Source organism: Opitutaceae bacterium, assembly GCA_015075305.1.
Lineage (GTDB): Bacteria > Verrucomicrobiota > Verrucomicrobiia > Opitutales > Opitutaceae > UBA6669.
This window is the reverse complement of sequence record JABTUS010000007.1, coordinates 314,396-338,758: the sequence shown is the minus strand read 5'-3', so window position 1 is coordinate 338,758 and position 24,363 is coordinate 314,396. Positions and strand designations below refer to the sequence as shown.

General features: G+C 61.5%; 23 protein-coding genes and 1 pseudogene. 10 read left to right on the top strand and 14 right to left on the bottom strand.

Annotation, left to right across the window (positions count from 1 at the left end; genetic code table 11):
• Positions 1–115: 115 nt before the first annotated feature.
• The 5 genes from HS122_15120 to HS122_15100 are packed head-to-tail and all read left to right on the top strand — an operon-like array spanning position 116 to position 3,995.
• Positions 116–1,255: a hybrid sensor histidine kinase/response regulator gene (locus tag HS122_15120; GenBank protein ID MBE7539728.1), complete on the top strand. Its 1,140-nt coding sequence runs from the start codon at positions 116–118 to the stop codon at positions 1,253–1,255.
• The gene (locus HS122_15115) at positions 1,252–1,659 is read left to right on the top strand and encodes a response regulator (GenBank protein MBE7539727.1); all 408 of its coding nucleotides are present in this window, start codon (positions 1,252–1,254) and stop codon (positions 1,657–1,659) included. Before HS122_15120 ends, HS122_15115 begins: the two co-directional genes overlap by 4 nt.
• A gap of 43 nt (positions 1,660–1,702) precedes the next feature.
• The gene (locus HS122_15110; GenBank protein ID MBE7539726.1) at positions 1,703–1,918 is read left to right on the top strand and encodes a hypothetical protein; all 216 of its coding nucleotides are present in this window, start codon (positions 1,703–1,705) and stop codon (positions 1,916–1,918) included.
• The gene (locus tag HS122_15105; GenBank protein ID MBE7539725.1) at positions 1,899–3,605 is read left to right on the top strand and encodes a type II/IV secretion system protein; all 1,707 of its coding nucleotides are present in this window, start codon (positions 1,899–1,901) and stop codon (positions 3,603–3,605) included. The genes HS122_15110 and HS122_15105 overlap by 20 nt, the downstream gene beginning before the upstream one ends.
• Positions 3,606–3,629: 24 nt before the next feature.
• Complete coding sequence (locus tag HS122_15100; protein MBE7539724.1) at positions 3,630–3,995, top strand: Hpt domain-containing protein; 366 nt, start codon at positions 3,630–3,632, stop codon at positions 3,993–3,995.
• A gap of 14 nt (positions 3,996–4,009) precedes the next feature.
• Here HS122_15100 and HS122_15095 read toward each other — a convergent pair.
• Positions 4,010–5,065: pseudogene (locus HS122_15095) on the bottom strand (class I SAM-dependent methyltransferase).
• Positions 5,066–5,369: 304 nt separating this feature from the next.
• Between HS122_15095 and HS122_15090 the strand changes: the two are divergent.
• Entirely contained in the window at positions 5,370–5,690 is a 321-nt protein-coding gene (locus tag HS122_15090; GenBank protein MBE7539723.1) for a hypothetical protein, read from the top strand.
• A gap of 98 nt (positions 5,691–5,788) precedes the next feature.
• Here HS122_15090 and HS122_15085 read toward each other — a convergent pair whose 3' ends face one another.
• The 3 genes from HS122_15085 to HS122_15075 are packed head-to-tail and all read right to left on the bottom strand — an operon-like array spanning position 5,789 to position 8,305.
• Entirely contained in the window at positions 5,789–6,544 is a 756-nt protein-coding gene (locus HS122_15085) for an ATP-binding protein (GenBank protein ID MBE7539722.1), read from the bottom strand.
• Entirely contained in the window at positions 6,522–7,949 is a 1,428-nt protein-coding gene (locus HS122_15080; protein ID MBE7539721.1) for an IS21 family transposase, read from the bottom strand. Before HS122_15080 ends, HS122_15085 begins: the two co-directional genes overlap by 23 nt.
• A 47-nt stretch (positions 7,950–7,996) precedes the next feature.
• Positions 7,997–8,305 carry a hypothetical protein gene (locus HS122_15075; GenBank protein MBE7539720.1) on the bottom strand — a complete coding sequence of 103 codons (309 nt, stop codon included), beginning with the start codon at positions 8,303–8,305 and terminating at the stop codon, positions 7,997–7,999.
• Positions 8,306–8,995: 690 nt separating this feature from the next.
• Here HS122_15075 and HS122_15070 point away from each other — a divergent pair.
• Positions 8,996–9,760 carry a helix-turn-helix transcriptional regulator gene (locus tag HS122_15070; GenBank protein ID MBE7539719.1) on the top strand — a complete coding sequence of 255 codons (765 nt, stop codon included), beginning with the start codon at positions 8,996–8,998 and terminating at the stop codon, positions 9,758–9,760.
• Positions 9,761–9,805: 45 nt separating this feature from the next.
• Here HS122_15070 and HS122_15065 read toward each other — a convergent pair whose 3' ends face one another.
• From HS122_15065 to HS122_15020, 10 genes are all read right to left on the bottom strand, one after another.
• The gene (locus HS122_15065; protein MBE7539718.1) at positions 9,806–10,129 is read right to left on the bottom strand and encodes a type II toxin-antitoxin system RelE/ParE family toxin; all 324 of its coding nucleotides are present in this window, start codon (positions 10,127–10,129) and stop codon (positions 9,806–9,808) included.
• A 9-nt stretch (positions 10,130–10,138) separates the two neighbouring features.
• On the bottom strand, positions 10,139–10,444 hold the full coding sequence (locus tag HS122_15060) for a type II toxin-antitoxin system Phd/YefM family antitoxin (GenBank protein MBE7539717.1): 306 nt from the start codon (positions 10,442–10,444) through the stop codon (positions 10,139–10,141).
• A complete protein-coding gene (locus HS122_15055; GenBank protein ID MBE7539716.1) occupies positions 10,369–10,662 on the bottom strand; it encodes a type II toxin-antitoxin system VapB family antitoxin in 294 nt (97 codons plus the stop codon). The genes HS122_15060 and HS122_15055 overlap by 76 nt, the downstream gene beginning before the upstream one ends.
• Before the next feature lie 87 nt (positions 10,663–10,749).
• A complete protein-coding gene (gene mdoH / locus HS122_15050; GenBank protein ID MBE7539715.1) occupies positions 10,750–12,897 on the bottom strand; it encodes a glucans biosynthesis glucosyltransferase MdoH in 2,148 nt (715 codons plus the stop codon).
• An 18-nt stretch (positions 12,898–12,915) separates the two neighbouring features.
• The gene (locus HS122_15045; protein ID MBE7539714.1) at positions 12,916–13,518 is read right to left on the bottom strand and encodes a hypothetical protein; all 603 of its coding nucleotides are present in this window, start codon (positions 13,516–13,518) and stop codon (positions 12,916–12,918) included.
• 80 nt (positions 13,519–13,598) lie between these two features.
• Positions 13,599–15,134, bottom strand: coding sequence for a glucan biosynthesis protein G (locus HS122_15040; protein ID MBE7539713.1), 1,536 nt, complete (start codon positions 15,132–15,134; stop codon positions 13,599–13,601).
• On the bottom strand, positions 15,131–16,024 hold the full coding sequence (locus HS122_15035; GenBank protein MBE7539712.1) for a uracil-DNA glycosylase: 894 nt from the start codon (positions 16,022–16,024) through the stop codon (positions 15,131–15,133). Before HS122_15035 ends, HS122_15040 begins: the two co-directional genes overlap by 4 nt.
• 7 nt (positions 16,025–16,031) lie before the next feature.
• A complete protein-coding gene (locus HS122_15030) occupies positions 16,032–16,649 on the bottom strand; it encodes a riboflavin synthase (protein MBE7539711.1) in 618 nt (205 codons plus the stop codon).
• Positions 16,650–16,713: 64 nt separating this feature from the next.
• The gene (locus HS122_15025) at positions 16,714–18,180 is read right to left on the bottom strand and encodes a PDZ domain-containing protein (GenBank protein ID MBE7539710.1); all 1,467 of its coding nucleotides are present in this window, start codon (positions 18,178–18,180) and stop codon (positions 16,714–16,716) included.
• 11 nt (positions 18,181–18,191) lie between these two features.
• Complete coding sequence (locus tag HS122_15020) at positions 18,192–19,616, bottom strand: trypsin-like peptidase domain-containing protein (GenBank protein MBE7539709.1); 1,425 nt, start codon at positions 19,614–19,616, stop codon at positions 18,192–18,194.
• Between HS122_15020 and HS122_15015 the strand changes: the two genes are divergently transcribed.
• The 3 genes from HS122_15015 (at position 19,569) to HS122_15005 (ending at position 24,355) form a co-directional block, all read left to right on the top strand.
• Entirely contained in the window at positions 19,569–22,160 is a 2,592-nt protein-coding gene (locus HS122_15015) for a leucine--tRNA ligase (protein MBE7539708.1), read from the top strand. The two genes, HS122_15020 and HS122_15015, sit on opposite strands and share 48 nt — an antisense overlap.
• A gap of 122 nt (positions 22,161–22,282) precedes the next feature.
• Entirely contained in the window at positions 22,283–23,197 is a 915-nt protein-coding gene (locus HS122_15010) for a FecR domain-containing protein (GenBank protein ID MBE7539707.1), read from the top strand.
• An 18-nt stretch (positions 23,198–23,215) separates the two neighbouring features.
• On the top strand, positions 23,216–24,355 hold the full coding sequence (locus HS122_15005) for an outer membrane beta-barrel protein (protein ID MBE7539706.1): 1,140 nt from the start codon (positions 23,216–23,218) through the stop codon (positions 24,353–24,355).
• The last annotated feature ends 8 nt before the right edge of the window (positions 24,356–24,363 follow it).

The following is a 24,363-nucleotide window of genomic DNA, read 5'->3' as shown; positions in this document are numbered from 1 at the left end:
ATCCGTATATTTTGATATGTTACGAAGAATCAGAGAATCCTGTTGCAGACCTCTTCGTGTTCCAGCCAATTGAACAACTTTCGACTCCACCAGTGATCCTTCTGCAGATTCACTCATGGTTCCCGCTTCAACCTGCACACCTGATCTTCACGGACGAAAGATTCTCGTCGTTGACGACGACCGCCTGAACATCCGCATCCTGAGCGGCATTCTCCATGGCGAGGGTTATGAACTGGCTGAAGCACACTCCGGCGATCAGGCACTGGAAGTCTATCCGCAGTTTCAGCCGGATCTCCTCCTGATGGACGTCGAAATGAAGGGTACCAATGGGTTCGACACCTGCCGCAGGATACGGGCGATATACGGCGATACTGCGGCACCTGTCATCTTCATTACAGCAAGATCCGAATCGGACGACGTGGTGGAAGGCTTCCGTGCCGGTGGAGTCGACTACCTTCCCAAGCCGTTTCGGGCAAATGAAGCCATTGCGCGAATCCGGATGCATCTGACCAACCGCATCCTGAGCGAGCAGCAAAGGAGTCTCGTCAATCAACTGACCCGGGCAAATGCCGCAAAGAACCGCTTTCTGGGAATGGCTGCGCATGACCTGCGCAATCCGCTGGCATCGATCCGCGGGCTGGCCGAGTTCCTGCAGGATCCGATGCTGGGCACGCTGAACGCGGAGCAACTCGACCTGGCGAAAACCATCCAGACCACCAGCCACCAACTGCTCGACATGGTCAACGAGCTGCTCGATATCGCCACGATAGAATCGGGAGAGCTGAAGATCCACCGCGAGCCCACGGCCCTTGGCGAACTCGTTCAGAGATCCGTGCACCTGATGAGCATGGAGGCAGGCAGAAAAAAGACAGTGCTCTCCCTTCTGCCGATTCCCAGTCTCCAGCCGCTTTCACTAGATCCTGCCAAAATCAGGCAGGTCATCGACAACCTGCTGAGCAATGCCGTGAAGTACTCCCCACCGGGATCCACCATCAGCATTGAACTGAGCTTGAACGAAAACGGAGTCCGGCTTGCCGTTCGCGATCAGGGCCCCGGCATTCCCGAGGGTGAACGCGGCAGACTGTTTAAGGATTTCGGTAAACTTTCCGTCAGGCCAACCGGTGGAGAAAAAAGCACCGGGCTTGGCCTTGCCATCTGCAGAAACATCGTCGATGCACACAGGGGCACCATCACAGCTGACAACATGCCTGGGGGCGGCTGTGAGTTCAGCATCTCCTTTCCACTCGATACATGACGTTTGACGGCAAGATACTCCTCGTGGACGACGAGGCCCATGTCAGAAAATTCGTGGGCTTGATCGCGCGCACCCTGGGAAACCCCACCTTGATCGAGGCATCGAACGGCTCAGAGGCGCTGGAGATCTACCAGCGTGAGCGTCCGGACCTGGTCCTGCTCGATGTAAACATGCCCATACTCGACGGCATCGGCACCCTGCGGGAGCTCAAGAAAATCGATCCCGATGCAGTCGTGATCATGCTGACCTCACTTGCCAATCGCCAGACCGTCGAGGAATCGCTCGAACTGGGCGCCTCCAACTACCTCCGCAAGGACACGCCCAAGGATGAAATCGTGACACGCCTCCGCGACACCCTTGAAGCCATTTTTGGCCATGAGGGTGAAGGTGGACCATCAAACTGATGGACACGGCTCCAAACACGAACCGGACAGGCGGAATTTCACGATGAAGACCACTCCTCCATCCCCCGATCACGGACCGGCCGAAGACCCGCCCGACATCATGGGGCTCGCCGAGGTGCGTTATTCGCTTCCAGAAATGCTCGCGGAGTTGCGCCTCGAGAGGACCACCGGCTCGTTCGCCATGGAACGGCTGAATCAGTTCGAGATCGGGAAGCTTTTCCAAAACAAACAAAAGCGCCGTGCTAAACCCAAGCGTTAGCCATTTTGCCGACCAGGTTCGAGCACTGCCCCACTTCGACGGCACCAGTGAGCTCGACGCGCTCCTGAAACACCACGGCGGCAGCGTCAATCTCCTTCAGGCCCTGATCGACACCAAGATTGTTTCCAAGGACGACGGCTGCCGCCTCTGGGCGGATTCCCTCGGCGTCGCCTACGTCGACCCCTTCGCCTCGGTCATCACCGAGGAGGCGGTTCAAAAGCTGCCGGTCGAGATCGCGAGGAAAGCCAGGGCCATGGGCCTGTATGTGATCAACGGCGTGCTGACGGCCGCCATGGCGCACCCCAATGACGCCGATACCGTCAAGCGCCTGGGCCAGATTGCGCAGACTCCCGTGTCACCTGTGTTTGCGCTGCCCCGCGACATCGAGGACTCGGTGCTCATCCAGTACTCGAGTGAGAAAAACCTGGAGGAGAGCCTGAACGAACTCGAACGATCGTCCATCTTCGACCAGCCCGACCTCGCCGCCGACAAACTCGCGGCCCTCGCGGATTCCGAATCACTGGTCCGCATTCTCGACGAGGTCATCTACTACGCGCTGCGGGAGCGGGCAACCGACATCCACATCGAGCCGCAGGAAACACAGTCGCGCATCCGCTTCCGCATCGACGGCAATCTTCGCGAGGCCCTGACGTATTCGCGCAAGCTCCATCGCGCGATCATCTCGCGACTCAAGATCCTCGCGCAGTTGAACATCGCGGAATCACGCTTTCCCCAGGACGGTCGCTTTTCACTGCCCATCGGAAGCGCCACGGCGAACTTCCGCCTCTCGTCCATCCCCACCCAGTACGGCGAAAAAATCGTGCTCCGCATTCTCGCGATGAGCGGGAAGAAGACGATGCTGACGCTGGAGAAGATGATGATCTCGCAGACCATCCTGCGCCCGTTCAAGCGGCTGATCCAGAATCCCAACGGCATCATCTTCGTGACGGGCCCCACCGGCTCGGGGAAAACCACGACGCTCTACGCCGCGCTGCACGAGATCAACAAGCCGGACCTCAACATCTCGACCATCGAGGACCCCGTCGAAATCCAGCTCGGCGGCGTGACCCAGTCCCAGGTCAACAACCACATCGACCTCAAGTTTTCGACGATCCTGCGCTCGCTGCTGCGGCAGGATCCGGATGTCATCCTCATCGGGGAGATCCGCGATCTCGAGACCGCCAAGATCGCCACCGAGGCGGCGCTCACGGGGCACCTCGTTTTCGCCACGCTGCACACAAACTCCGCGGCGCAGGCCATCATCCGCCTGCTCGAAATCGGTGTTGAGCCCTACATGGTGGCTCCATCCGTCATCGGCGTGCTGGCGCAGCGCCTCGCCGCGCGAATCTGCGACAACTGCAAGGAACCGTATCAGCCTTCACGCGATGTGGTGAAAAAGTACTTCAAGGACGAAGGACTGACAGACGTGCAGTTCTACCGCGGCCGGGGCTGCTCCGTGTGTCGGGGAACCGGATACAAGGGCCGCATCGCGTTTCACGAAATGGTGCTGGTCACGGAGGAGATGCGCACGCTCATCTCGGAGGGCCGGAGCGTGCAGGAGATTCAGAAGGCGGCCACGAAAGTCGGATTCAAGCCCCTGCGTTACGACGGGCTCAAGAAGGTGCTGCTGGGTCTCACGACCATTGACGAAATTGAAGCCAACACCTCTTTCGAGTGGGCTTCGTGATCCGCCCGTCCTACAACCCTTTTCATGTTCTCCAATCCCAGCTCCAGAGAGCCGATCATAGATGCCGAGGCGATCGAGAACCTGCGTGCAATCAATCCCGATGACGATTCCTTCCTTAAGGAGATCATCGGCATATTCCTCGAGGACACGCCCGCACGCATCGCGGAACTCCGCCACGCCCATGCGGCGGGCGATGTCGCGGCTTTCTCCCGCGCGGCCCACAGCATCAAGGGCAGCTCCAGCAATCTCGGAGCCGCACAGCTGCGCACCGTTGCCGAAGGTCTCGAGCATGCGTCGAAAAGCCAGCCGCTCGCCAGCCTCGCAGCAGGCATCCCGGAACTCGAAGCCGCCTTCGCCGCCGCCAGATCAGAACTCGAACGCCTCACGTAGGCGACAGGCGGTTGCGGTCGCGCTTCGAGGATCAGATTGAAGGGCGTCTCCGTTGCGCGCCGGAAGCGGGTGAAACCGCCCTGCTTCACGACGTCGCGCAGCTTTGCCTCACCGGCCTGTGCTCCCAATGCAAGCCCAACCTCCTGCGAACGGGAAACCGGCGTGCAGATCATGGTGGACGCCGCGTAAAACACGCGGCCCACGGGATTGAGATTCTGCTCAATCCGATCTCCAGCGAACGGCTCGACGATCAGCCAGGTGCCATCCGGTTTCAACGATCCAAGCACGTGCCGGGCGACGCCGACGGGATCGCCCATGTCATGCAGGCAGTCAAAGAAAGCCACAAGATCGTAGGCCTTGCCGGGAAAGTCCTTGGCTCCCGCAACGGCAAAGCGCACATGATCACCCACGCCGGCGGCATCCGCGGCTTCGCGCGCACGCTTGATGGACGGCTCGTGATAGTCGAAGCCGGTGAAGTGGGATTTTGGATACGCCTGGGCCATCAGGATGGTGGAAGCGCCGTGGCCGCAGCCGACGTCCGCCACCTGCGCGCCGGCCTTCAGCCTGGCCTCGACGCCGTCGAGCGCCGGGATCCAGGAAGTGACGAGATTCGCCGCATAGCTGGGTCTGAAGAAACGTTCGGTGCCTTCGAAGAGCCCGCGGTCGTGCTGGTGCCAGGCAAAGCCGAAACCAGTCCGGAAGGTTTCGCGGAGCTGCGGCTCGTCCACCACGGTCGAAGCAATGACCTGGTAGGCGGCGGGCAGGTAGGCCGGACCGTTGTCTACGGCGAGCAGCAGCGCCTGTTCGTCGGGCAGCGTGAAACGGCCCGTGGCCGGATCGTAGGTCACGTAGTGGCCGGCCGCCTGCGCGCAAAGCCACTCCTTGACGTAGCGTTCCTCGGTCTGGGTCCTGGCGGCGAGTTGAGCCGGAGTCAGCGGCCCGGCGCCGGCCATCGCCTTGTACAGGCCCAGACGTTCTCCCAGGATGATCAAGGCGATTTGAAAGGCCGCGCCCATGTCATTCAGGGCCTGGCCAAGAAATGCGTTCAGCTTTTCCGGATTTGGGGACAATTGAGGAGCTTTCATCGTTGAAGGTGTGGAAAGCGTCACTCTAACGCATCCGCCTTCAGCCGGCTATGCCTCGTAGGGAGGGATTACGCCGGGAGAGACTCGATTGCTTGACGCACCGAGCATGCTCCTTTCGGAGCAACCTGAATGCCCGGCAGGGTTTGCAGTCGACCGCGGGCCGGGCTTCTCACAATGTGGAATCGCTGTGGATACGGTAGTTTCCCGAGCCATGCGACGGAGGCCCGCTTCGGCGAAAGAACGCTGTTTCCCTCTGCTGTGCCCCAGCGGGGACGAACTCGACCAAGCCGTGCTTCGGTTGCATGCCGCGCAGGAAATGCAGGAGTTCTGGACGGCTGCCTGCGCAGTGCTGCATGCCGCCCTACCGGTTCATTTCATCTGCATGTGTCTCCGGCCTTTTGCGCTCATGCCGTCGACAATTTTCCGGGAGCGCGCGCCTTTCGCGTCCGAGGAGGAGTTCCAGCGGTTTCAGGAGGTGAGTCCGATCGCCGCCTATCTTTCGGCGCGGCCGGGAACCCAGGTCGTGCGGCTGAGCGACATCATTGCCGATGCGGAGTTGCAGCAGTCGGAATTCTACCGCCGTTTCATGCTGCCGTGCGGCGACCTGTGAGCGACTGAGCGAACATCATGGATTTCTGGCGGATAAGAAGTCGATAGAGGAGGGAAAGGACGCCGATGGCGGGAAGCGCCATCGGCGGCGTGGATGGATCAGGAGGGGGATTCTTCTGGGCGGCGGTCCTTCATGCGGTAGGATTTTCCTTCGATGACAACGGTGTGAGCGTGGTGGAGGAGGCGATCGAGGATGGCGGAGGTGATGCCGGCGTCGTTGTTGAAGATCGTGGGCCAGCTCTTGTAGGCCTTGTTGGTGGTGACGATGATCGAGCCTCGCTCGTAGCGCTGGCTGATGATTTGGAAGAGGAGGTCGGCGCCAGCCTTGTCGAGGGGAAGATAGCCGACCTCGTCGAGAACGAGCAGTTTTGGTGCGACGTACTTCTTGAGTTCAAGGGCAAGCCTGTGCGCCGCCTGGGCTGCGAGCAGCGAGTTGATGGCGTCGACGGCCGTGGTGAAGAGCACGGCATGTCCTGCCTGGCAGGCTGCGTAACCGAGTGCGGAAGCCAGGTGTGTCTTTCCCAGGCCGACGCCGCCGCAGAAGACCGCGTTGGTGTGTTCCTCGATGAAGCGCAGTTCGAAAAGATGGCGCACCTGCGCCTCGTTGATCTGCCGGGGCCAGTCCCACTGGAACTGATCGAGGGTTTTCTTCACGGGGAAACGAGCTGCCTTGATCCGGCGAAGGAGTGCGTGCTGCTGGCGATCGTGCGCCTCGGCCTCGACGATTCTGCGCAGGAACTGGGCATGGGACCAGCGCTGCTTTGCGGCGTCGGCGGTCAGCTCCTCGTGATGACGGCTCAGGTGGGAGAGCTTCAGATACTGAAGCTGGGATTCAAAGGTCATGGCGTTGCTCATGGGTGTAGGGGGTCAGATCGGGTGCGGGCAGTTCCAGTTCGAGCGCTCCGGGAGCGCGGGTCAGATGCAAGGGGCCGGGCTCGGGCAGTCGCCGTGCGCGCTGTTCGAGGAGATTCACGATGTAGTCGCTGGAGTAGGCTCCGAGTTGGTGGGCGCTCTCGATGGCGTGCGCGAGGGCTTCGGCGCCGTAGGCGGGGATCAGTTCGACGATGCGATGAAGGTGATGGCCGGCATTCATGCGCCGCTCCACAAGCGCACGATGATACGGTCCGGCTGCGGGAGTCAGTTCGAGGAATCGAATCAGCAGCCGCTGCCGGGCGCCGGATTTCCTCTGTGCCTCCAGTTCGCGCACATGATCGGGGTTCTCCATGTCCAGCCTCCGGCCGAAACGGCGGACATGCTCCGCGACCAGGCTCGTGCCGGCGTACAGCCGCACCAGTTCGCTGGAAAGCTGCGCGGTCAGCAGCGCTCCCGCATGTCTTGGAGGAACCGAGTAGCGGTTGGTGTCGATCGTGACGCGGAAGCGCCGGGAGGCGCGCACGGTGCGTGTCTGGACCGCGGCGTAGGGCTGGGGGCTGAGCGCAAGCAGGTGCACGCGCTCCTCCGCCAGCCGGTCGAGCGGGCGGACCTTCGTTTCACCGTGCTCGCGCACGTTGGCCACCGTGTCGAGCCACAGCTTCACGGCCGGATTGAGTTCGGCAAACCGTGTGATCGCGCGGCCCGAAAGGAAACTCTTCTTCACATACGCGACGGCGCTCTCGACGATGCCCTTGGACTGCGGATGACCCGGCCCGCAGGCCTTGATCCGAAAGCCGTGGTGCCGGGCAAAATCGAGGTACTGCGGGTTGTACACCGGCTCGGTCCCGGGCGCGTGCGAAAGAACGGCCGTCTTGCAGTTGTCGACCATCACCTCCTGCGGCACGCCACCGAGCAGTTCGAACGCGCGCTGGTGGGCGCCGAGGAACCACTCCTGACCTTGACCCAGTGTAAACTCGACGTGCAGCCACCGGCTGTAACCGAGCACCAGCACAAAGAAACTCAATGCGCGCCTGGTGCCGTCCACCTCGACCGCGCCGAAGCTGCCCCAGTCGACCTGGGCGCACTGGCCGGGCGCAAACTTCAGCGTCAGGAACGCCTCCGTGCGGGGTGGACGTATCCGGCGAATGTACTCCTTCACGATCGAGTAGCTGCCCTCGTAGCCCTGCTCCTTGAGCCTGCACCAAACCTGCATCGCGCTCAGCGGATGCGCCTCGATCAGCCGTGCGATCGCCGCGCGGTACGGATCGAGCTTGGAGCGGCGGGGTCTTTGCGCGCCGCGACTGCGCTCGTACTTTCCGCGCTTGAGCCATGTCCTGACAGTCTGCCAATGCAGCCCGAGTGCGGCCGCAATCTGCGTCATGTTCATTCCGGACGCCGCCGCGGCCTTGATCTGGCAGTAGTGTTCGTAGCCGATCACGACGCCACCTCCAATCCGAGCACCTGATACAACGGTGCCTCGTAGGCGATCACACCTGCATCGATGAGCTGGCGGCGCGCTTCACCGATCGACTCCTCACCCAGGGAAAGCAGGCGCGCGAGTGTGCGGTCGGCGTAGTAGCTCAGCCCGTGTTCGTCACCGACGGTGACGAGCACAAGGTACAGCGCCCACGCTGGTGCCGTTGCCTTCATCAGGTAGTTTCCGCGGACCAGTCGATGGTCCACCCAGCTAAACTGGTGAGGCACGCGCCGCACCCGGTTGATTGCAATCAAGTGTTTTTCCATAGGCGGGCCGCGGGATGTCCTTGCCCAATACGGCCCGGCCCCGGGAGTGCAGCCGGCGCGTCATTTGTGCGATGTCGTCTTGTAAGACACTTCCGGTGAGATGCGCGATAAGCCCCACCATCACAGGGGTTTGCCTCGCCATGATGTCTTGTAAGACAAGTTCCTCGTCTTGTGGCGCAATACGCTTGTTCGCAGCAGGTTGTGAATCCAGGCGGTCTTGCAAGACAACTTTCCGCCTGCGCCGCCGCTTCCAATACCCCGGATGCGCCGCCTGCCACGCCCGCGCTCGCGCCGCATTCTCCGGTCCGCAAAAGTAGTCCGCGTTCTGCCGACGACTCAGCCATCGACGCTGACTGTCGGCCTTGCGCGCCCTGCGACACGGCACCTTGCAGCAGTACCGCTGGCGCGCGCGATTGCGCACATCCGGAACGAAGAACTCCCCGCAATGGCGGCACTTGCACGATCCCTTCGCATGCATCGCCGACCAGTTTCACCACCTTCACCCCGCTCGACGATCCCACCCTCACTCACTATCCACCACCCATCCAGCAGGAAGAAAAACCACCCATTCGAAGAACCTCCACCTGCCTCCACCAAGCAAGAAAATCGCCCCAAGAAGACGTGGATTCCTACCCGCCACAAAACCATGACTTCTCTCTCGCCGCTGACAGCGACCGGCACTTTGCGTGCATGAACTTCTGGCACTCTGGGCATTTCCAAGGGCTCATCGGCCTGCACCGCACGGCGGCGCAGCGGGATTTCACCCATGCCGACATGGTCTTGGTTGCGCAGTTGCATCCCCATTTCGACACCGTCCTCCATCGCATCCTGAACCTCAATCGCGAGCGGGCTGTGCGGCTTTCCCTGGAAAAGCTGCTGGTCGACCTGCCGATGCCCACTGTGCTGCTGGATTGGGATCTGCGGGTGGCCTGGCACAACCGTTCCGCCATCGATGCCTGCGCCGCATGGAATCTCGGACCGGAACGCGCGGCGAAGGAGAAGCGGCCCGGCGCGATTCACATTCCCGCGCCCCTGACGGCATATTGCGCAAATTTCAAGGTCACGTGGAATCCCTGCTGCCATCGTCTGTGTTCATTGACATCGCCGCCGGGCGTCTATTTCTCCCTCGAAGCGCAGCCCGCGCTGCGTGCATTGATCAATTTGCTTCAGCTTGATGCCGCGCCGCTGAGCATGCCGATGTTTCTGATCCGCTTCGAGGACAATCGACCGGTGTTCTGCAGTCGCAATGGTGAGAATGCACGCACGGCCGGTCTGCTGGCCAGATTGAGCCCGCGCGAGCGGGACGTGGCATGGCTTGTCGGGCAGGGGCTCAGCAACGACGAGGTGGCGCTGCATCTGAGCAAGAGCATTCTGACCGTGAAGCGCCAGCTTCGATCGATCTATCAAAAACTCAACGTCGCCGGCCGTGGACGCCTGACCGCGATGCTGCGCTAAGTCTGAGAAGCACGAAAGCCGCACACCCTTTCGTCCTTCGATTCTTCAATCGGACGGCATATCCTCAAGGGCTGCGGCGATGTTTCGATGGGCTTCAATGATTCGGGCGACTTCAATGCCTGTGCCGGTGCAGCGGTAGAAAATCAAATAGCGGCTGCGCCATCGAGGCCGGCCGATCACAAAGCAAAGCATGCCCTGCCACAAGTCCGGGCGAACACGCCCGATCAGCGGCCTTGTCGCCAGCAGGTTCAATTGCTCCTCAATGTAGTCCAGCACCCTCCCAGCGGCCTCGACACTGTCGTGGGCTATGTAAGAGCCGATGACTTCAAGATCCTGAATAGCACGGTTGGATAGGACAAACCGGCTCATGCAAGCAGGTCACCGTGCTTGGGGAGTGTTTTTCTTGTGCCCATTCAGTCGCGCCTTCAGTCCCTTAAACAACAGGTGGAGATCCGCCTTTGTCTCAAAGGCTTGGGAGCGGCCAGCCGCCAGGTCGTCAAGACCCTTTCGGACCTCTGCCTTCAAAAAATCATGCACCAAGTCCCTCAGATCGCGGTAATCTTCGGCGGATGTCACGATCACAGCAGGTTTCCCATGTTTTGTAATGGTCACGGGTTTCCGCCGGGCCGCATCAATGACCGCACCCAGATTCTGCTTCGCCCCGTTGGCTGAAATAGTCTGCATTGCCCGGCAGTATTCGTCCGTTTTGGATGCATTTCAAGAATTTGCGGCGTCCCCGCCGTGCCGCATCGTAGTCTATCTGTCCGGAGAATCCCGAACTGCCTGCGTCGCTGCACGTACTCACGCAGCGCTTCCCCGACGGTCGCCCGTTTGGATCGAAGCCTGCCGAGCTTTTGGGCTCCAATAATCAATTCCTTGTCCAGGTGGAGATTTGCCGCCATGTGGGCACGATCGCGCAATGGCCTGTACAATGCAGCGCTGATCTTGGGAAACACGAAGACAGTTGCTGGTACCCTCCCCTCGCAGCGCTACCGATACAGCGCGGTGATCGGCGCCGCCGTCAGGACATTGTACTGGCGGATGGCGAGCCTCCACCAGTCCGCGAGGGAGGCGCTCGGGCGACGCCACAGCTCCTCGTGCAGCCAGATCATCGACTCCGCGTCGAGCAGCAGCGACATCTTCTCCTTTGCGCTCAGCTTGACGGGGCCCTCCCCCAGCAGCCTCTGTCGAAGCTGGAAAAAATAATCGCGCGACTCCTCGCTGGGCCTCCGCTGGCGCAGCAGTGACACATGGACCGCGTTCACGTACGGATCCACGACAGCCTGCATCAATCCATAGTCCGCCCTCAGCCTCTCCAGCGGCTGGAGCTGCTGGTAGCATTCGGCAAGATTGCGGCGCAGCCGCTGGAGCAGGCCCGGCTCAGCCACCTCCTCGGGAGTCAGGAAGATCCCCAGTCGTTTTGCCGCATCGCCGTAGTCCGTCTTGCTGAGTGCAATCGACAGCGGGATCGCAAGCACCAGGCCGGCCAGGACCGGACTCAGCCACCAGAAAAAGGTCGGCAGAAGAATGTAAGCCGACACGCCCCAGATGACGCCGAACAAAGTCTGCTCGCCATGCGTCAGAATGGCCTCGCGCCAGTCGGTTCCATCATCCGCACCACGCTTCTGCGTCACCCACGACACTCCCTGGCCAAGCAGTGTGAAGACCACGAACTTGGTGTTGAAGAGCATGGCGATCGGCGCCAGCAATGCGGAAATGGCGGTCTCGCACAGTGCGCTCACCGCCATCCGTCCGACGCCGCCAAACCGGCTCGTTTCCGAAGGGTTCTGCGCTGCGGCGAGCAGCCCGAGGATCTTCGGCAGAAACAGCAGCAGCATCGTGAAGGCGAAGAGCGTGAGCGCTTCGGGAATCGCCAGAGGATATCCCGGCAGGATCGATCGCCCCACCTGTTCGGACGCCGCGCCAGGGTCACGAAGCAGGTTGAATACGTGGATCGTCGACAGCACGAGGAGCAGCAGCCACAGAGGCGACGAAACATAACCCATCACACCCATGAACAAGTGGAAGCGGTTTGCCGGGCGAAACCCGCGCGCCGTCAGCAGCCAGGTATGCTGCAGATTTCCCTGGCACCAGCGTCGATCGCGCTTGGCCGAATCGATCAGGGTCGGCGGCCCCTCCTCAAAGCTCCCCTCAATGTCATGCGCCAGCCACACCTGCCAGCCCGCCTTTCGCATCAATGCGGCCTCGACAAAGTCATGGGAGAGAATGCGCCCGCCAAAGGGTTCGCTTCCTGGAAGCTCGGGCAGCGCGCAATGATCGATGAACGGCTGCACACGGATGATCGCGTTGTGCCCCCAGTAATTTCCGTCCGGCCCCTGCCAGTAGTTGAGTCCCGCAAGGAAAACCGGGCTGTAGAGCCTGTTCGCGAATGACATCATGCGCGCATAAAGCGTCTCGCCGTTTACGATTCGTGGTGCGGTCTGGATGATGCCCGTGCGGGTGTTGCGCTCCATCATCCGCACCAGCCTGACCAGCGCTTCACCCGTCATGAGTGAATCCGCGTCGAGCACGACCATGTAGCGATACTTCCTGCCCCACCGGCGCAGGAAATCCGCCACATTGCCGGCCTTCTTGTTGATCTGCTGCCGGCGCTTCCGATAAAAGATGCGCCCAAACCCCCTGACCTGCCTGCACAGCTCCACCCAGGCCACCTCCTCCTGGATCCATTGGTTCGGCTGGTTGGAATCCGAGAGGACAAAAAAATCGAAGTGAGACAAGCGCCCCGTTTCCTCCACCGAGCGGTAGATCACACGCAGGCCTTCAAACACGCGCGACACATCCTCGTTGAATACCGGCATGATCACCGCGGTGGTTCCCAGCTCCACACTCTCCCGCTCCCAGTCGATCGTGTTCGTGATCCTGCGGGCGTCGCCACCGCGGGTGATCACGTAATAGCCCAGCACCGCCGTGACGAATCCGATGGCAACCTGTGAAAACAGCACGGCGAACAGAACGAGTATCAGCCACTCCATTCCGGAAATGCCATTATGCCGCCACAGCAGGTCCGCCATGAACCAGGTCGCCAGAGCCGTCAGCGCGAACGCGGACGAGAAGAAGGTCGCCCGCCGCCGTCCGACACGTCCAAGGTCCGGATTGTCTGCAATGAAGCGAGCCATCTTGTTTTCCACGGCCGGTCAGCGCGTGGCGTAGAATATCCCGACGAGCGTCGCCACAAAGACGCTCCATAACAGAAGGGTCCGAACCAGCGGCCACTTCTCGATCCGCTCCAGGGTCTCCCCGGCAGCCTCGCTGATGGGACCCAGGTCAATCTCCCGCGGGACCATGCTCGAAACAGCAAGATCGGGCCCGGCCCGGATGGAGCTCTCACGCATCGTCCGCGCAAAATCCTCCGGAACGTTCTTCGAGTCGAGAAAGGCATAGGGCCATTTCTGCGGGCCGTCCGCAAGCAGCAGGGCGACCCTCCCAGCCACGGCAAGGCGTTCGTGAGGGAGCCCTTTCTCTCCCAGCAATTCGGAAAACCACTCATCCATCGCCGCCTCCACCTCCTCGGCTGCCAGCGTGGTTGGCTCAACTGCCGGCGTCGCCTCATGCCTGCGCGCCGCGCGCTCAAGTATCGCGAGGATGAGGCGGCTCTGGTGCAGGCGATTGTGGATGCGGTGCGCCCGCAGGTAGTCCTCCACGCGAACATAGGCCGCGTTCCACCCTTCCATCGTGCCCGTTCGCGGGCGGAAGGACGCTAGTGCCGCGGCGGTCGCCGCATCCGTATCGGTAGGCATGGTTGGGAGATTCCGGGCACCTCAGTCGCAGGCCGGTGTCCAGGCAACGAAAAGTAGCCGCCCGCCAGTCGACTGCAACCTCAAGGCTGCCAAAGGTAGGTCCATGTCTCGCTCAGCACACCGGACCCCTTCCTAAGGAAGCATCGGAGCTCCACCGGTTTGCCCGATCCGTCCGGTCGAAGAGCAAAGGCGACCCGCCAGGTGTCGTTGAAGGGGTTTTTCTGCACAGCCTCGTGAGCCAGCGTCGCGCCTGCCCCGACACTCACCACGCACCCGACCCCGGACTCCGCGGCGAGCGAGCGCAACTGCCGGCTGTCGAAGTCGACAACAAAGCGCTGCAAATCCGGCTCGTGCGTCCTGCTCCGTCCGAGGCGCGTCGCCACGGCCTGTCCCGTCGGTGAACCCGGACTGCCCTCCCTGCCTTCGGTGAACCAGAGGAGGCGGTAGCTGTATTCAATTGTTTGATACGGCTTCACGGGATGCTCGGGAACCCAGAAAGCCACGATGTTGTCGTTCGTTTCATCCGGAGTCGGTATCTCAACGAGGCGCACCTGCCCCCTGCCCCACGAGCCGCGCGGCTCCACCCAGGCGCTGGGACGCAGGTGATAGCAGGCCTCGAGATCCTCGTAACTTGAGAATGCGCGGTCGCGCTGCACCAGACCAAACCCCTTCGGATTCTCATCCGAAAACGAAGTCGTGCGGACTTCACGGGGATTCACCAGCGGCCGCCAGAGCCGCTCTCCGTTTCCGCGCTCCATGAGCAGGCCGTCGGAATCGTGCACTTCGGGACGATAGTCGTCATTGCTGGTCGTCGATGATTCTCCATGCCAGAACATGCTCGTAAGCGGGGCAAGGCCCCAGGTCCTGATCGATTCTCCCACCCGCGGAAACAGCGCGACGTCGATGTCCATGGCGGTCGTCGTTCCCGGATCGATGACAAACCGGAACGCACCCGCGGCAGACGGGCTGTCGAGCAAGGCATGGACCACAATGGTGCGCGCATCCGGAGATGGACGCTCGACCCAGAACCGCTCAAACACGGGAAACTCCTCCCCCGCCGGATCTGCCGTGTTCAATGCGAGGCCGCGGGCGGAGAGCCCGTAGCGCTGGCCGCTGGCGAGCGCGCGAAAATAGCTCGCGCCCTGATACACCGCCAGTTCGTCCCAGGCATCCCTCCTGTTGAGCTGATACAACACGCGGAATCCGGCGAATCCCAGGTCCGGTGGCACCGGCCCGCTCTCGATGCCATCGCCAAACTCGAACATCGATGGATCATAGGCGATCGGAGTGGCCCGTCCATGATCGACCTGCGACACCTCGATCGTTCGGTTGTTGATGAATCCGGGATGGAAGAACTCGAGGCGAAACGGCAGTCGCTCGCGTCGCCAAACCGCGCGTTCACCGTCAAACCGTATCCGCCGATGCTGGTCGTAGGTCAGCGACTGAAGCCACTTTGGCACGTGGGACGCCCGGGCCACATAGGGTGAAGCCGCCAGCGATTTCGCCTGAAGCTTCAGGACTTCAAAATTGAAGGGCCGCTCCTGAGCCCGTGCGGCGCCCGCAACTCCGGCCAGCAGGAGAATTGCGCACCCATGCAATCCGGTGCTGAGTTTCATTTGTTCAGAAAAAAGCCACGCTGCTTGTCGGAGATCGGCAGACCGATCCGTTCCATGACCTGGAGCAGATCCTCCCAGACCGCACGCTTCACCCGATTGGACTCATTGCGAAGAACGTAGCTGGGATGATAGGTCACCATGACCGGCTTTTCTGAAAAGAGTTTCCATCGCCCGCGAATTTCCCGGAGGGTCTTGAAGCTGCCCATTCCCAGAAGCCCCTGCCCGGCGGTGGCCCCCAGCGCGACAATCACATCCGGGTTCACGATCTGCAACTGGGCCTTCAGGTAGGGCAGGCAGTACGCCATTTCCTCGGCGGTCGGCGGCCGGTTTCCAGACTGCTCCATCCCGGCATGCGTCGGCACGTCCGGCCGCCAGTTCATGATGTTGCCGATGTACACCTCCTCGCGCTTCAACCCCATTCCGTGAATCATTCTGTTCAGCAACTGGCCTGCCGGTCCCACAAACGGTTCACCCTGGATTTCCTCGTCCGCTCCGGGAGCCTCTCCGCAAAAGAAGATCTTCGCGTCCAGATTGCCGACCCCAACAACCAGCCGTTTGCCCGGACGCACATGGCTGAGGCAAACCGGGTCATTGAGCACGCGATCGCGCAGCCAGTCCATTTGCGCATGCTTGTCGCCCGAGGGAAGTGTCACCACGGGTGGAGGAGGAAACCCGCTGTCCGCTCTCGACGGGCTCTCGTGCACTGCGTCCGGCTTCGGCACAGGCTTAGAATACGACGCTGTCGCATCAACGGCGGCCACACCGGACGCCCGCGCCCTGACGACGGACTTGAACGCTGAAATGGTGTCGGCTGAAACAGGAACTGTTTTCACTCCGGCCGCCTTCAAACGCCGAAGCTCGGAAGTCAGTGCGAGGAGGATCTTGCGCATGGCGGCACTAGCACCGGGGTTTCGCCTGGAGCTGCGGCTGCAGCAGTTTCTCCACGTATTTCCCCAGCAGATCGAATTCGAGATTCACGGCATCCCCCGGCCTGCGGAAATTGAGATTCGTAACCTCCAGCGTGTGCGGAATGATCCAGACGGAAAAGACGTCGCCATCAACTTCCGCAACCGTCAGCGAGATTCCGTCAATTGCAATGCTGCCCTTGGAAATGAGATGGCGCCCGCAGCCTGAAGCCGCCGCGACCTTGAGAAAATGATCCGCTCCGCGGCGCTCAATCACCTCCACTCTTCCCGTGCCATCGATGTGCCCGGTCACAAAATGACCGCCCATCTTTCCCCCAAAGGAAAGGCTGCGCTCAAGATTGACGGCGCCACCCGTCGCAAGCGACCCAAGATTTGTCAGGTGCCTCGTTTCCTCCAGCACGTCGAACTCAAGGGTGCCTGCGGACGCATCACTCGCCACTGCGGTCAGGCAGCACCCATTGACGGCAATGCTGTCGCCCAACGCCAATCCCTCCAGCACCAGCCGTGCGTGGATCCTCAACCGCCAGCCGATGCTGCTGGCGGAAAAGCCGAGTATCCGACCCGTTTCCTCAACAATCCCTGTGAACATAAGAGCCGGGCAGCGCGGACCCTGCGTTTGCCCGGCCCTACCAAACGCCAAATTGGCCGGAAGGCTATTTCAATTTTATGCGCAGGACCTGAGTGTCGCCGCCCCTCCGAATCAAGAGAACCGCCTCGGTGCGCGAGCTGTCGGCCTGGATGGCGCCCAGCTGATCGATAGCCTCCTTGTACGACGTGATGGGCGTGCCATCGATTTCCTTGATCCAGTCATCGGTGACCAGCCCCGCCGTCGCCGCCGGTGAATTTGCCTTCACAAAATGCGCGATCACACCCTGATGCTCGGCAACGGGCGCGCGCCGCATGATGCCGTCGGCGTAGACGAATTCACGCGCGGTGAAGCCCAGCTTGTCGAAATACTTGCGGTCCGCCTCGCGGAAGAGCTTGGGCTCCTCGACCAGCTTGGCTGCGACATCAACGCGCTCGCCATTCCGCAGGACCGTCACCTTCACCACGTCACCGACCGCACGACGGGCAATCTCGCGCGCGAGATAGTTCACCATCACGCGATCAGGCTTGAGGCGCGGAAGGGGCTTGCCGTCCATGGCGACCACGACATCGCGCGGCTGCAGCCCGCTCTGCTCCGCCGGGCTTCCGGCCAGCACCTCGCTGACAACCACGCCTATGTCGATCTTGAGGTGCGCCGCCACTTCCGGGTCCGTCGGCTGCAGCCCGTACCAGCCAAACCACGGCACCGATCGACCGTAAACATTCAACGGCCTGCGGTTCAGAAAGGGCAGGATCTCGTCGGCGAGCTGGAAGGCACCCGTTTCACCAATGTTGACCAGAGCCACCTGCTCGCCGCCCGGTGAGCGCTTCGAGAACTCGAGATAACTCTGGGCAAACCCCGGCATGCCAAAACCCAGAAACACGCCCTTCGCATCAAACACGGGAAGGCCCGGTCCGGCAACGTCATCCATGCACACGGCAGTGCGCTGCGGGAGGGTCTGCAGCAGGCCCACCTGCGCGGAGAGGATATAGGGGGCGAAGTCCTCGTCCTTTGCCCGTAGGGCGATCCCCCAGACCTGCTGCGCCAGCTGCACATCCGTCGATGCCGTCGCAGGACCGGCAAATGCCGTGATGGGCACCAGCGACGGCCAGAGGGATTCGGCCACCTTCACATACTGCCAGGTCGTGAAAACATCCTGACCGATGTAGGTGGCGCTGGCATACGTCCTCACATTTTCGCCGGGAAGGTACACCCGGAAATCCTTCAATTCCGAAGGGGTCGACCGCACGTTCACGGCGCCGCCAGAAAAAACAACCGTGCCCTCCTTGTCGATGACCGTGCCGAAAATCACGGTTGGCCGGCGATCCAGCTCAGTCTCGGTGAAAAACTCAATCGCAACAACCGACTTGAGGCGCTCCTTCCATAGATCGCGAATTTCGGCTGCGCGGGACGACAGGGCTGCGCACGCAAAGGCGCACGCGAGGAGGATGCGCCTCGTTGTGAGACCAGGCGCGGGTCTGGAGTGTGCTGGAGACAGGTTCGGAAGCGAACCCAGCGGGGGTATGGCTGTCATTGAGGAGGATTTCATGGCTTGAGGATATAAAGGGAAACCTGGAAATAACGCTGCGCCTCGACCAACGTTGGTTCAGGCTTTGCTTCGTAGGCGGAATAGATCTTCCGGGCAACATCGACCGAAGTAATCCTCTGCTGGTTGATGCTCGTGATGATGGCCCCGCGGCTCAAACCCGCGACTGCGGCTGGGAACCCGGGCTGAACTCCCAGCACGATCAGTCCGGTGGAGTCGGGAAGCTGATGGTTGCGCGCATAGGTTTTGGAAACCTTTCTCACCGTTATTCCCCACTTCTCGAATGCCAGCTCCTCTCCGACCTGGCTCTCCAGCTTCTCCGTCACTACAGAATAGTCCCGCGTTTCCGTTCCCCGCTTGATCGTCAGCAGGACCGCGCTGCCAACGGGCCGGCTGGCGATTGAATTCTGGATGGGCGGAAGCTGTTCAGGGAAGCGCCCATCGACAGGCTTGCCATCGATCGCCAGCAGGATGTCGCCAGCACGCAGTCCGGCGCCCGCGGCCGGCGAGCCGGGATCAACCGAGTTGATCAGCATTCCCTCATTCAGCGAGAGTGCGTAGAATCCCTCGAGATCCCGAAGCTCGCGCGGCACGATTCCAATGTAACTTCTCGTGATGGAGCCATCATGGGCCAGTCCGTCAGCCACTCGTCTCGCAATGTTTCCAGGAATCGCGAAGCCAAGATTGTTGGCCCCGAGATAGCCGCGCGAGGTGATGCCGATGACGGCCCCCTTCTCCGTGACCAGCGGCCCCCCGGAGTTGCCCGGGTTAATCGCGGCATCCGTCTGGAGCCAGGTGTTGAACTCTCCCGTTTCATAGCCGCGCACACCAGTGTTGTCCTGAAAGTAGCGCCGGTTGTTTGAAATGATGCCACGCGTCACCGTGCGCGTCAGCCCGTGCGGCGTCCCCACGGCGTAAACGACCTCTCCCGGATAGAGTTTGTCGGAATCGCCGAAAAGCGCGTGCGTGAATTTCAATTTCCTCCGGGCGACATCGTCCACATCGAGTTGCAGCAGCGCCAGGTCCGTCCAGTGATCCCAGCCCACGAGTTTCGCCCCCACGCGCTCAAGGCTGGAAAGCGTGACCAGCAACTCAATGGACTTTGGACTGGCAACATGCGCATTGGTCAGGATCAGCCCGGTCTTGGAAACGATCACACCTGATCCAACGCCCGCCGAAAACCGCTTCACCCCGCTGTCGTATGAGACCTCGCGCACATCAATGCGCACCACCGCGTTCAGCATGTCATTGAAGCCCTTGGACATCCCAGCGGCCCGTGCGCCTGGCACCACATGGACCAGACACACTGCCAGGAGCAGCAGTCGCAGCGTCGTTGACGCAATCCTCGAAAGATTTACGCTGGCCCGTTCATTCAAATGGCTACGCATTGCAAAGAGTACGACTTTCTCCAAATCGAGCCGCATTGGCAATCATTCTGGGATCAAACCCGAGCCTTTCGCTCAGAGCCAGACGCTTCGAAGCAGAAGTATTACGTACTCGACATGTTTCCCTACCCCTCGGGAGCCGGGCTGCACATCGGACATCCCGAAGGCTACACAGCCACCGACATCATCGCGCGCTACAAGCGTGCAAAGGGTTTCTCGGTGCTGCATCCGATCGGCTGGGATGCCTTTGGGCTTCCCGCCGAACAGCACGCGGTCAAGACCGGCACGCACCCCGCCAGCAATACGCAGAACAACATCGCCAACTTTCGGCGTCAGATCAAGGCGCTGGGCTTCAGTTACGACTGGGATCGCGAGATCGACACGACCGATCCGCGCTATGTGCAGTGGACGCAGTGGATTTTCCTACAGCTCTTCAAACGCGGCCTCGCCTACGTCGACGAGCGCCCTGTCTGGTGGTGCCCGGAATTGCGCACGGTCCTCGCCAATGAGGAAATCGTCGACGGCCGCTCCGAGGTGGGCAACTTCCCCGTCGAGCGCCGCAACCTGCGTCAATGGGTCCTGCGCATCACCGCCTACGCCGAGCGCCTTCTGAACGACCTCAAGGATCTCGACTGGCCCGATTCCACCAAGCGCATGCAGGAGGCCTGGATCGGCCGCAGCGAGGGTGCCGAACTTCTTTTCGAGCTGGAACCCGCCTCGCTGGGCGACCTCAAGGTTTTCACCACCCGGCCGGACACGCTCCATGGCGCAACCTACATGGTGGTCGCCCCGGAGCACCCGCTGGTCGAAAGCCTCACCACGCCGGAGCAGCGCGCCGCGGTGGAGGCCTACCGCAGGAAGGCCGCCTCGAAGAGCGACTTGGAACGCACCGATCTGGCCAAGGAAAAATCCGGCGTCTTCACCGGCTCCCACGCCATCAACCCGGCCAACGGCCAGCGCATTCCCATCTGGATAGCCGACTACGTCCTGATGGGCTACGGCACCGGAGCCATCATGGCGGTTCCCGCACACGACGAACGCGACTACGATTTCGCCATCCAGTACAAGCTGCCCATCGTGCGCGTGATCGAGCCCTCCGACGCTTCGCTCTCCCCGGAAGCCCGAGAAACGCTCCCGTTCGTGGGCGACGGGAAACTGGTCAATTCCGGTCCGTACAACGGCCTCGACTGGAGCGAGGCCAAGAGGCGCATCACCGTCGATCTGTTGAATCGCGGTCGCGGCCGGGCAACCGTCAACTACAAGCTGCGCGACTGGCTGTTCTCTCGCCAGCGCTACTGGGGGGAGCCGTTTCCCATTCTCTGGGTCAATGAAGCCGATTACCATCGCGCCGCGGCCGCCGGCCTGAGCGGTCTGCCGCCCGAACCTGTCACCTATCGGGACACCGCAACAGGCACGTCCTGGTACGCGCTTCCGCTTCCGGAAAGGATCCTGCCGCTGACCCTGCCCGACGTGCAATCCTATCTTCCGAGCGGCACGGGCGAAAGCCCGCTGGCAAATGTTCCGGACTGGCTGGAGTTGTGGTACGATGTCACCACTGGGCGCCATGTTCCTGCAAGTGGACCGCGTCCCGAGGGAACATCGTGGATCCGCGCTCGTCGGGAGACCAACACCATGCCGCAGTGGGCCGGCTCCTGCTGGTATTACCTGCGCTTTGTCGACCCCAGGAACACCGAGGCCTTTGCCGCGAAGGAAGCACTGCGTTACTGGGGCGTGCCGGATCTCTATGTCGGCGGGGCTGAACATGCGGTGCTGCACCTGCTCTACGCCCGTTTCTGGCACAAGGTCCTGTTCGACATCGGGGCTGTTCCGCAGAACGAGCCCTTCAGGAAACTCTTTCACCAGGGAATCATCCTGGGAGAAGACGGTGAGAAGATGTCCAAGAGCCGGGGCAACGTGGTGAACCCCGATACCATCATTGCAAGTCACGGCACCGACAGTCTGCGCCTTTACCTCATGTTCCTCGGCCCGCTTGAAGCGATGAAACCGTGGAACCCACGCGGCATTGAGGGCGTGCACCGCTTCCTGCACAAGGTCTGGCGCCTCGCCATTGGGGCGCATGGCCAGCCCAATCAGAAAATCACCCCGGCGGAGCTCTCGCCCGTGCTCGACAAGCTGCGGCACGAGACGATCCGAAAGGTGGGCGAGGACATCGAAGCGCTGCGATTCAACACGGCCATCTCCCAGATGATGATCTACGCCAACGCACTCCAGGAGGCTTCGTCCTATACGCGCGAGGCGGTGCTCACGCTGGTCCAGTTGCTCGCACCGTTTGCGCCACACCTCGGCGAGGAGCTATGGGCGCGCCTTGGCCGGACCGAATCGCTCTCCACCGCCCCGTGGCCCGCCCACGATCCGGCGAGGCTGATCGCGACCGAACAGAAAGTGGTGTTCCAGATCAACGGCAAGCACCGCGGGGAACTGCTCACCCCCGCCGGGGCCAGCCAAGAAACGGTTGTGGCCATCCTGCGCGGTCAGCCCAAGCTTGCCTCCCTCATCGAGGGCCGGACCATCAAGCGCACCATCTACGTCCCCGGAAGAATTCTGAATCTGGTCATGGAGTAAGCGTTGACGGATTCCCCCCTCTGAGGGTTATTACCCACCCGAGACGAGACCGGTTGCGTAAAAGCCCGTACTCTTTGCTGGTTGATGCCCTTCAGTTGCCTGAGCCTAATTCACGCATGATCGTGTCCTGCCCATCACGCTGGACCCTCGTGACCACCGTGCTCGCGACGGCGTGCCTTTTCTCGATCGGCAGCTTCACCAGCCGCGCAGAAACGCGGTCATCGGCTCCCGCAGGCAAACTCTATGTCGCCGAATTGGCAGGCTCGGTCGAAATCGATTCGCGCGCGCGCGTGCTGGAGATGGTGAAGAAGGCGGTTTACGACGCCGACGACACGATCATCCAGACCAAGCCCGGAGCCACCAATACGATCGTCTTTTCCAATGGAGTCGGCGTGTTCCTCGATTCCGACACAACCCTGCAGGTCGATCGATTCACGCAGCAGCCTTTTCAACCCAACCGCGCCGACCTCGATCTCGAGCCTTCCGTCTCGCGCATGTTCCTCACGCTGCGCAACGGAACCGTCGGACTCTGCACCGGGAGGATGCTTCCGGGGAGCGTTCTCGAGGTCACGACACCTCACGCCACTCTCTCGATTCGCGGCAAGCGCGTCGTGATTCAGACCAGCGTTGCAGGGACAACCGTCTCCCTGCTCGAAGGGGATGTCACCGCGCGCCTGGGCACGGACGACGCGAGCGGGCAGGTGCTTCAGCCCAATCAGCGCGCCATCATTCGACAGGGGCGGCTGGGCGATCCGCTCCGCATCGTGATCGAACCCATTCCCGAGGAGCTGCGGCGCGACCTGGAAGACCGGGCGGCATTTGCCTGCATGGCCAGGCACACGGTGTATTTCGACACGGAAGAGGGAACCCCCGGCGCCAGCCTGCGCACGCGGCCGGGCATCTCCGTATTCGAAACAACGGAGCCTCCGGGTGAGGGCGGGTTAAACCCGATCCCCGGAATACCCCCGCTTCCGGAAATTCCGACATACGTCAGCCCGTCCGAAATTCCACAGCCACCGCCCGGAACAACGACATGATCCCCGCGCCGTGCTGACATGAAGTCCCTGCGTCGCATGCGTTCAGTACTGGGCGCGCTCTTCCTTTTAGGCCTGACCGCCCCCACGGTGATGGCGTTGCTGCGCTGGAACGACGGCAGGGAGGAGATCTACCTCGTGCTCAACACTGCGGTCGGCTGGGACTCCAATATCTTCGCAAGCGCGGATGCCAGATCCGACGCCATCTTCACCGCGGCCGCCAGAGCCGAATACGAACGCCGCGCCGGCATCATCGGCATCAACGCCTCGGTCGGGGCCGAGGTCGGCACTTTTTTCAACTACAGCGACGAAAACTATGTCAACCCTCGCGCATCCGTCGAGCTGTTGAAAAAATCCGGTCGGACCACCGGATCGGCTCAACTCGGCATTTCAAAGGAGAGCCGGGCCGATGTTGCAGCCAACATCCGCGCCGAATCCTGGAACACGGACGCAGCCGTGAAGGTGCGTTATCCCGTGATCCGGCGCTATTCCATAGCCGGTTCACTCGGTTACAACTTCCAGGACTTCACGAACAACGCCCTGCTCGTCGACCTGGCCACCTACACCGCGGCCGCCGACCTGCTCTACGCCCGCGATTCCAAGCATGACCTGTTTGCCGGATATCGCCTGCGCCTGACCGACAGCCAGCTGGACACCTCCTCCTACGATCACGCATTCACGCTGGGAATCACCGGCCGGATCGCGCCGAAACTCAATGGAATCGTCCGCGTCGGCTATCAGTTTCGCGACACCCGGGGTCCCGTGCGCAATGAAGACTTCTCCGGTCTCAACGCCGGCATCGCGGTTACCTGGACTCTCACCCGTCGCCTGAACATGACCGGGCAGATCTCAAAGGATTTCTCCACCACCTCGACCGACATCAGCAACGATTCGTTTATTGGATCCCTGGAGGTCAGGACAAACGTCAATCCGCGGCTGAACGTCTTTGGAAGCTTCACCTATGGAATCAATGACTTCCTCGGCACCCGCGGCGCGGGAAGAAGAGACGAGTATGCGAGCATCGGCGCAGGCGGCAAATACACCCTGAACGACAGGATCAGCCTGTCCCTCACGGCAACTCATCTAGAAAACTCGTCAAACGTCGCAATAGCTGACTACGATCGCGATTCCGTCATCCTTGGGCTCAATTGTCGTTTCTGATCCAATCG

What these genes read in the sequence shown, in the direction of transcription:
- HS122_15120 (MBE7539728.1), top strand. Translation starts at nt 116, where the DNA reads ATGGTTCCCGCTTCAACCTGCACACCTGATCTTCACGGACGAAAGATT.
- HS122_15115 (MBE7539727.1), top strand. Translation starts at nt 1,252, where the DNA reads ATGACGTTTGACGGCAAGATACTCCTCGTGGACGACGAGGCCCATGTC.
- HS122_15110 (MBE7539726.1), top strand. Translation starts at nt 1,703, where the DNA reads ATGAAGACCACTCCTCCATCCCCCGATCACGGACCGGCCGAAGACCCG.
- HS122_15100 (MBE7539724.1), top strand. Translation starts at nt 3,630, where the DNA reads ATGTTCTCCAATCCCAGCTCCAGAGAGCCGATCATAGATGCCGAGGCG.
- HS122_15085 (MBE7539722.1), bottom strand. Translation starts at nt 6,544, where the DNA reads ATGAGCAACGCCATGACCTTTGAATCCCAGCTTCAGTATCTGAAGCTC.
- HS122_15080 (MBE7539721.1), bottom strand. Translation starts at nt 7,949, where the DNA reads ATGAACATGACGCAGATTGCGGCCGCACTCGGGCTGCATTGGCAGACT.
- HS122_15075 (MBE7539720.1), bottom strand. Translation starts at nt 8,305, where the DNA reads ATGGAAAAACACTTGATTGCAATCAACCGGGTGCGGCGCGTGCCTCAC.
- HS122_15070 (MBE7539719.1), top strand. Translation starts at nt 8,996, where the DNA reads ATGAACTTCTGGCACTCTGGGCATTTCCAAGGGCTCATCGGCCTGCAC.
- HS122_15065 (MBE7539718.1), bottom strand. Translation starts at nt 10,129, where the DNA reads ATGAGCCGGTTTGTCCTATCCAACCGTGCTATTCAGGATCTTGAAGTC.
- HS122_15060 (MBE7539717.1), bottom strand. Translation starts at nt 10,444, where the DNA reads ATGCAGACTATTTCAGCCAACGGGGCGAAGCAGAATCTGGGTGCGGTC.
- HS122_15055 (MBE7539716.1), bottom strand. Translation starts at nt 10,662, where the DNA reads ATGGCGGCAAATCTCCACCTGGACAAGGAATTGATTATTGGAGCCCAA.
- mdoH (MBE7539715.1), bottom strand. Translation starts at nt 12,897, where the DNA reads ATGGCTCGCTTCATTGCAGACAATCCGGACCTTGGACGTGTCGGACGG.
- HS122_15045 (MBE7539714.1), bottom strand. Translation starts at nt 13,518, where the DNA reads ATGCCTACCGATACGGATGCGGCGACCGCCGCGGCACTAGCGTCCTTC.
- HS122_15040 (MBE7539713.1), bottom strand. Translation starts at nt 15,134, where the DNA reads ATGAAACTCAGCACCGGATTGCATGGGTGCGCAATTCTCCTGCTGGCC.
- HS122_15035 (MBE7539712.1), bottom strand. Translation starts at nt 16,024, where the DNA reads ATGCGCAAGATCCTCCTCGCACTGACTTCCGAGCTTCGGCGTTTGAAG.
- HS122_15030 (MBE7539711.1), bottom strand. Translation starts at nt 16,649, where the DNA reads ATGTTCACAGGGATTGTTGAGGAAACGGGTCGGATACTCGGCTTTTCC.
- HS122_15025 (MBE7539710.1), bottom strand. Translation starts at nt 18,180, where the DNA reads ATGACAGCCATACCCCCGCTGGGTTCGCTTCCGAACCTGTCTCCAGCA.
- HS122_15015 (MBE7539708.1), top strand. Translation starts at nt 19,569, where the DNA reads ATGGCTACGCATTGCAAAGAGTACGACTTTCTCCAAATCGAGCCGCAT.
- HS122_15020 (MBE7539709.1), bottom strand. Translation starts at nt 19,616, where the DNA reads ATGCGGCTCGATTTGGAGAAAGTCGTACTCTTTGCAATGCGTAGCCAT.
- HS122_15005 (MBE7539706.1), top strand. Translation starts at nt 23,216, where the DNA reads ATGAAGTCCCTGCGTCGCATGCGTTCAGTACTGGGCGCGCTCTTCCTT.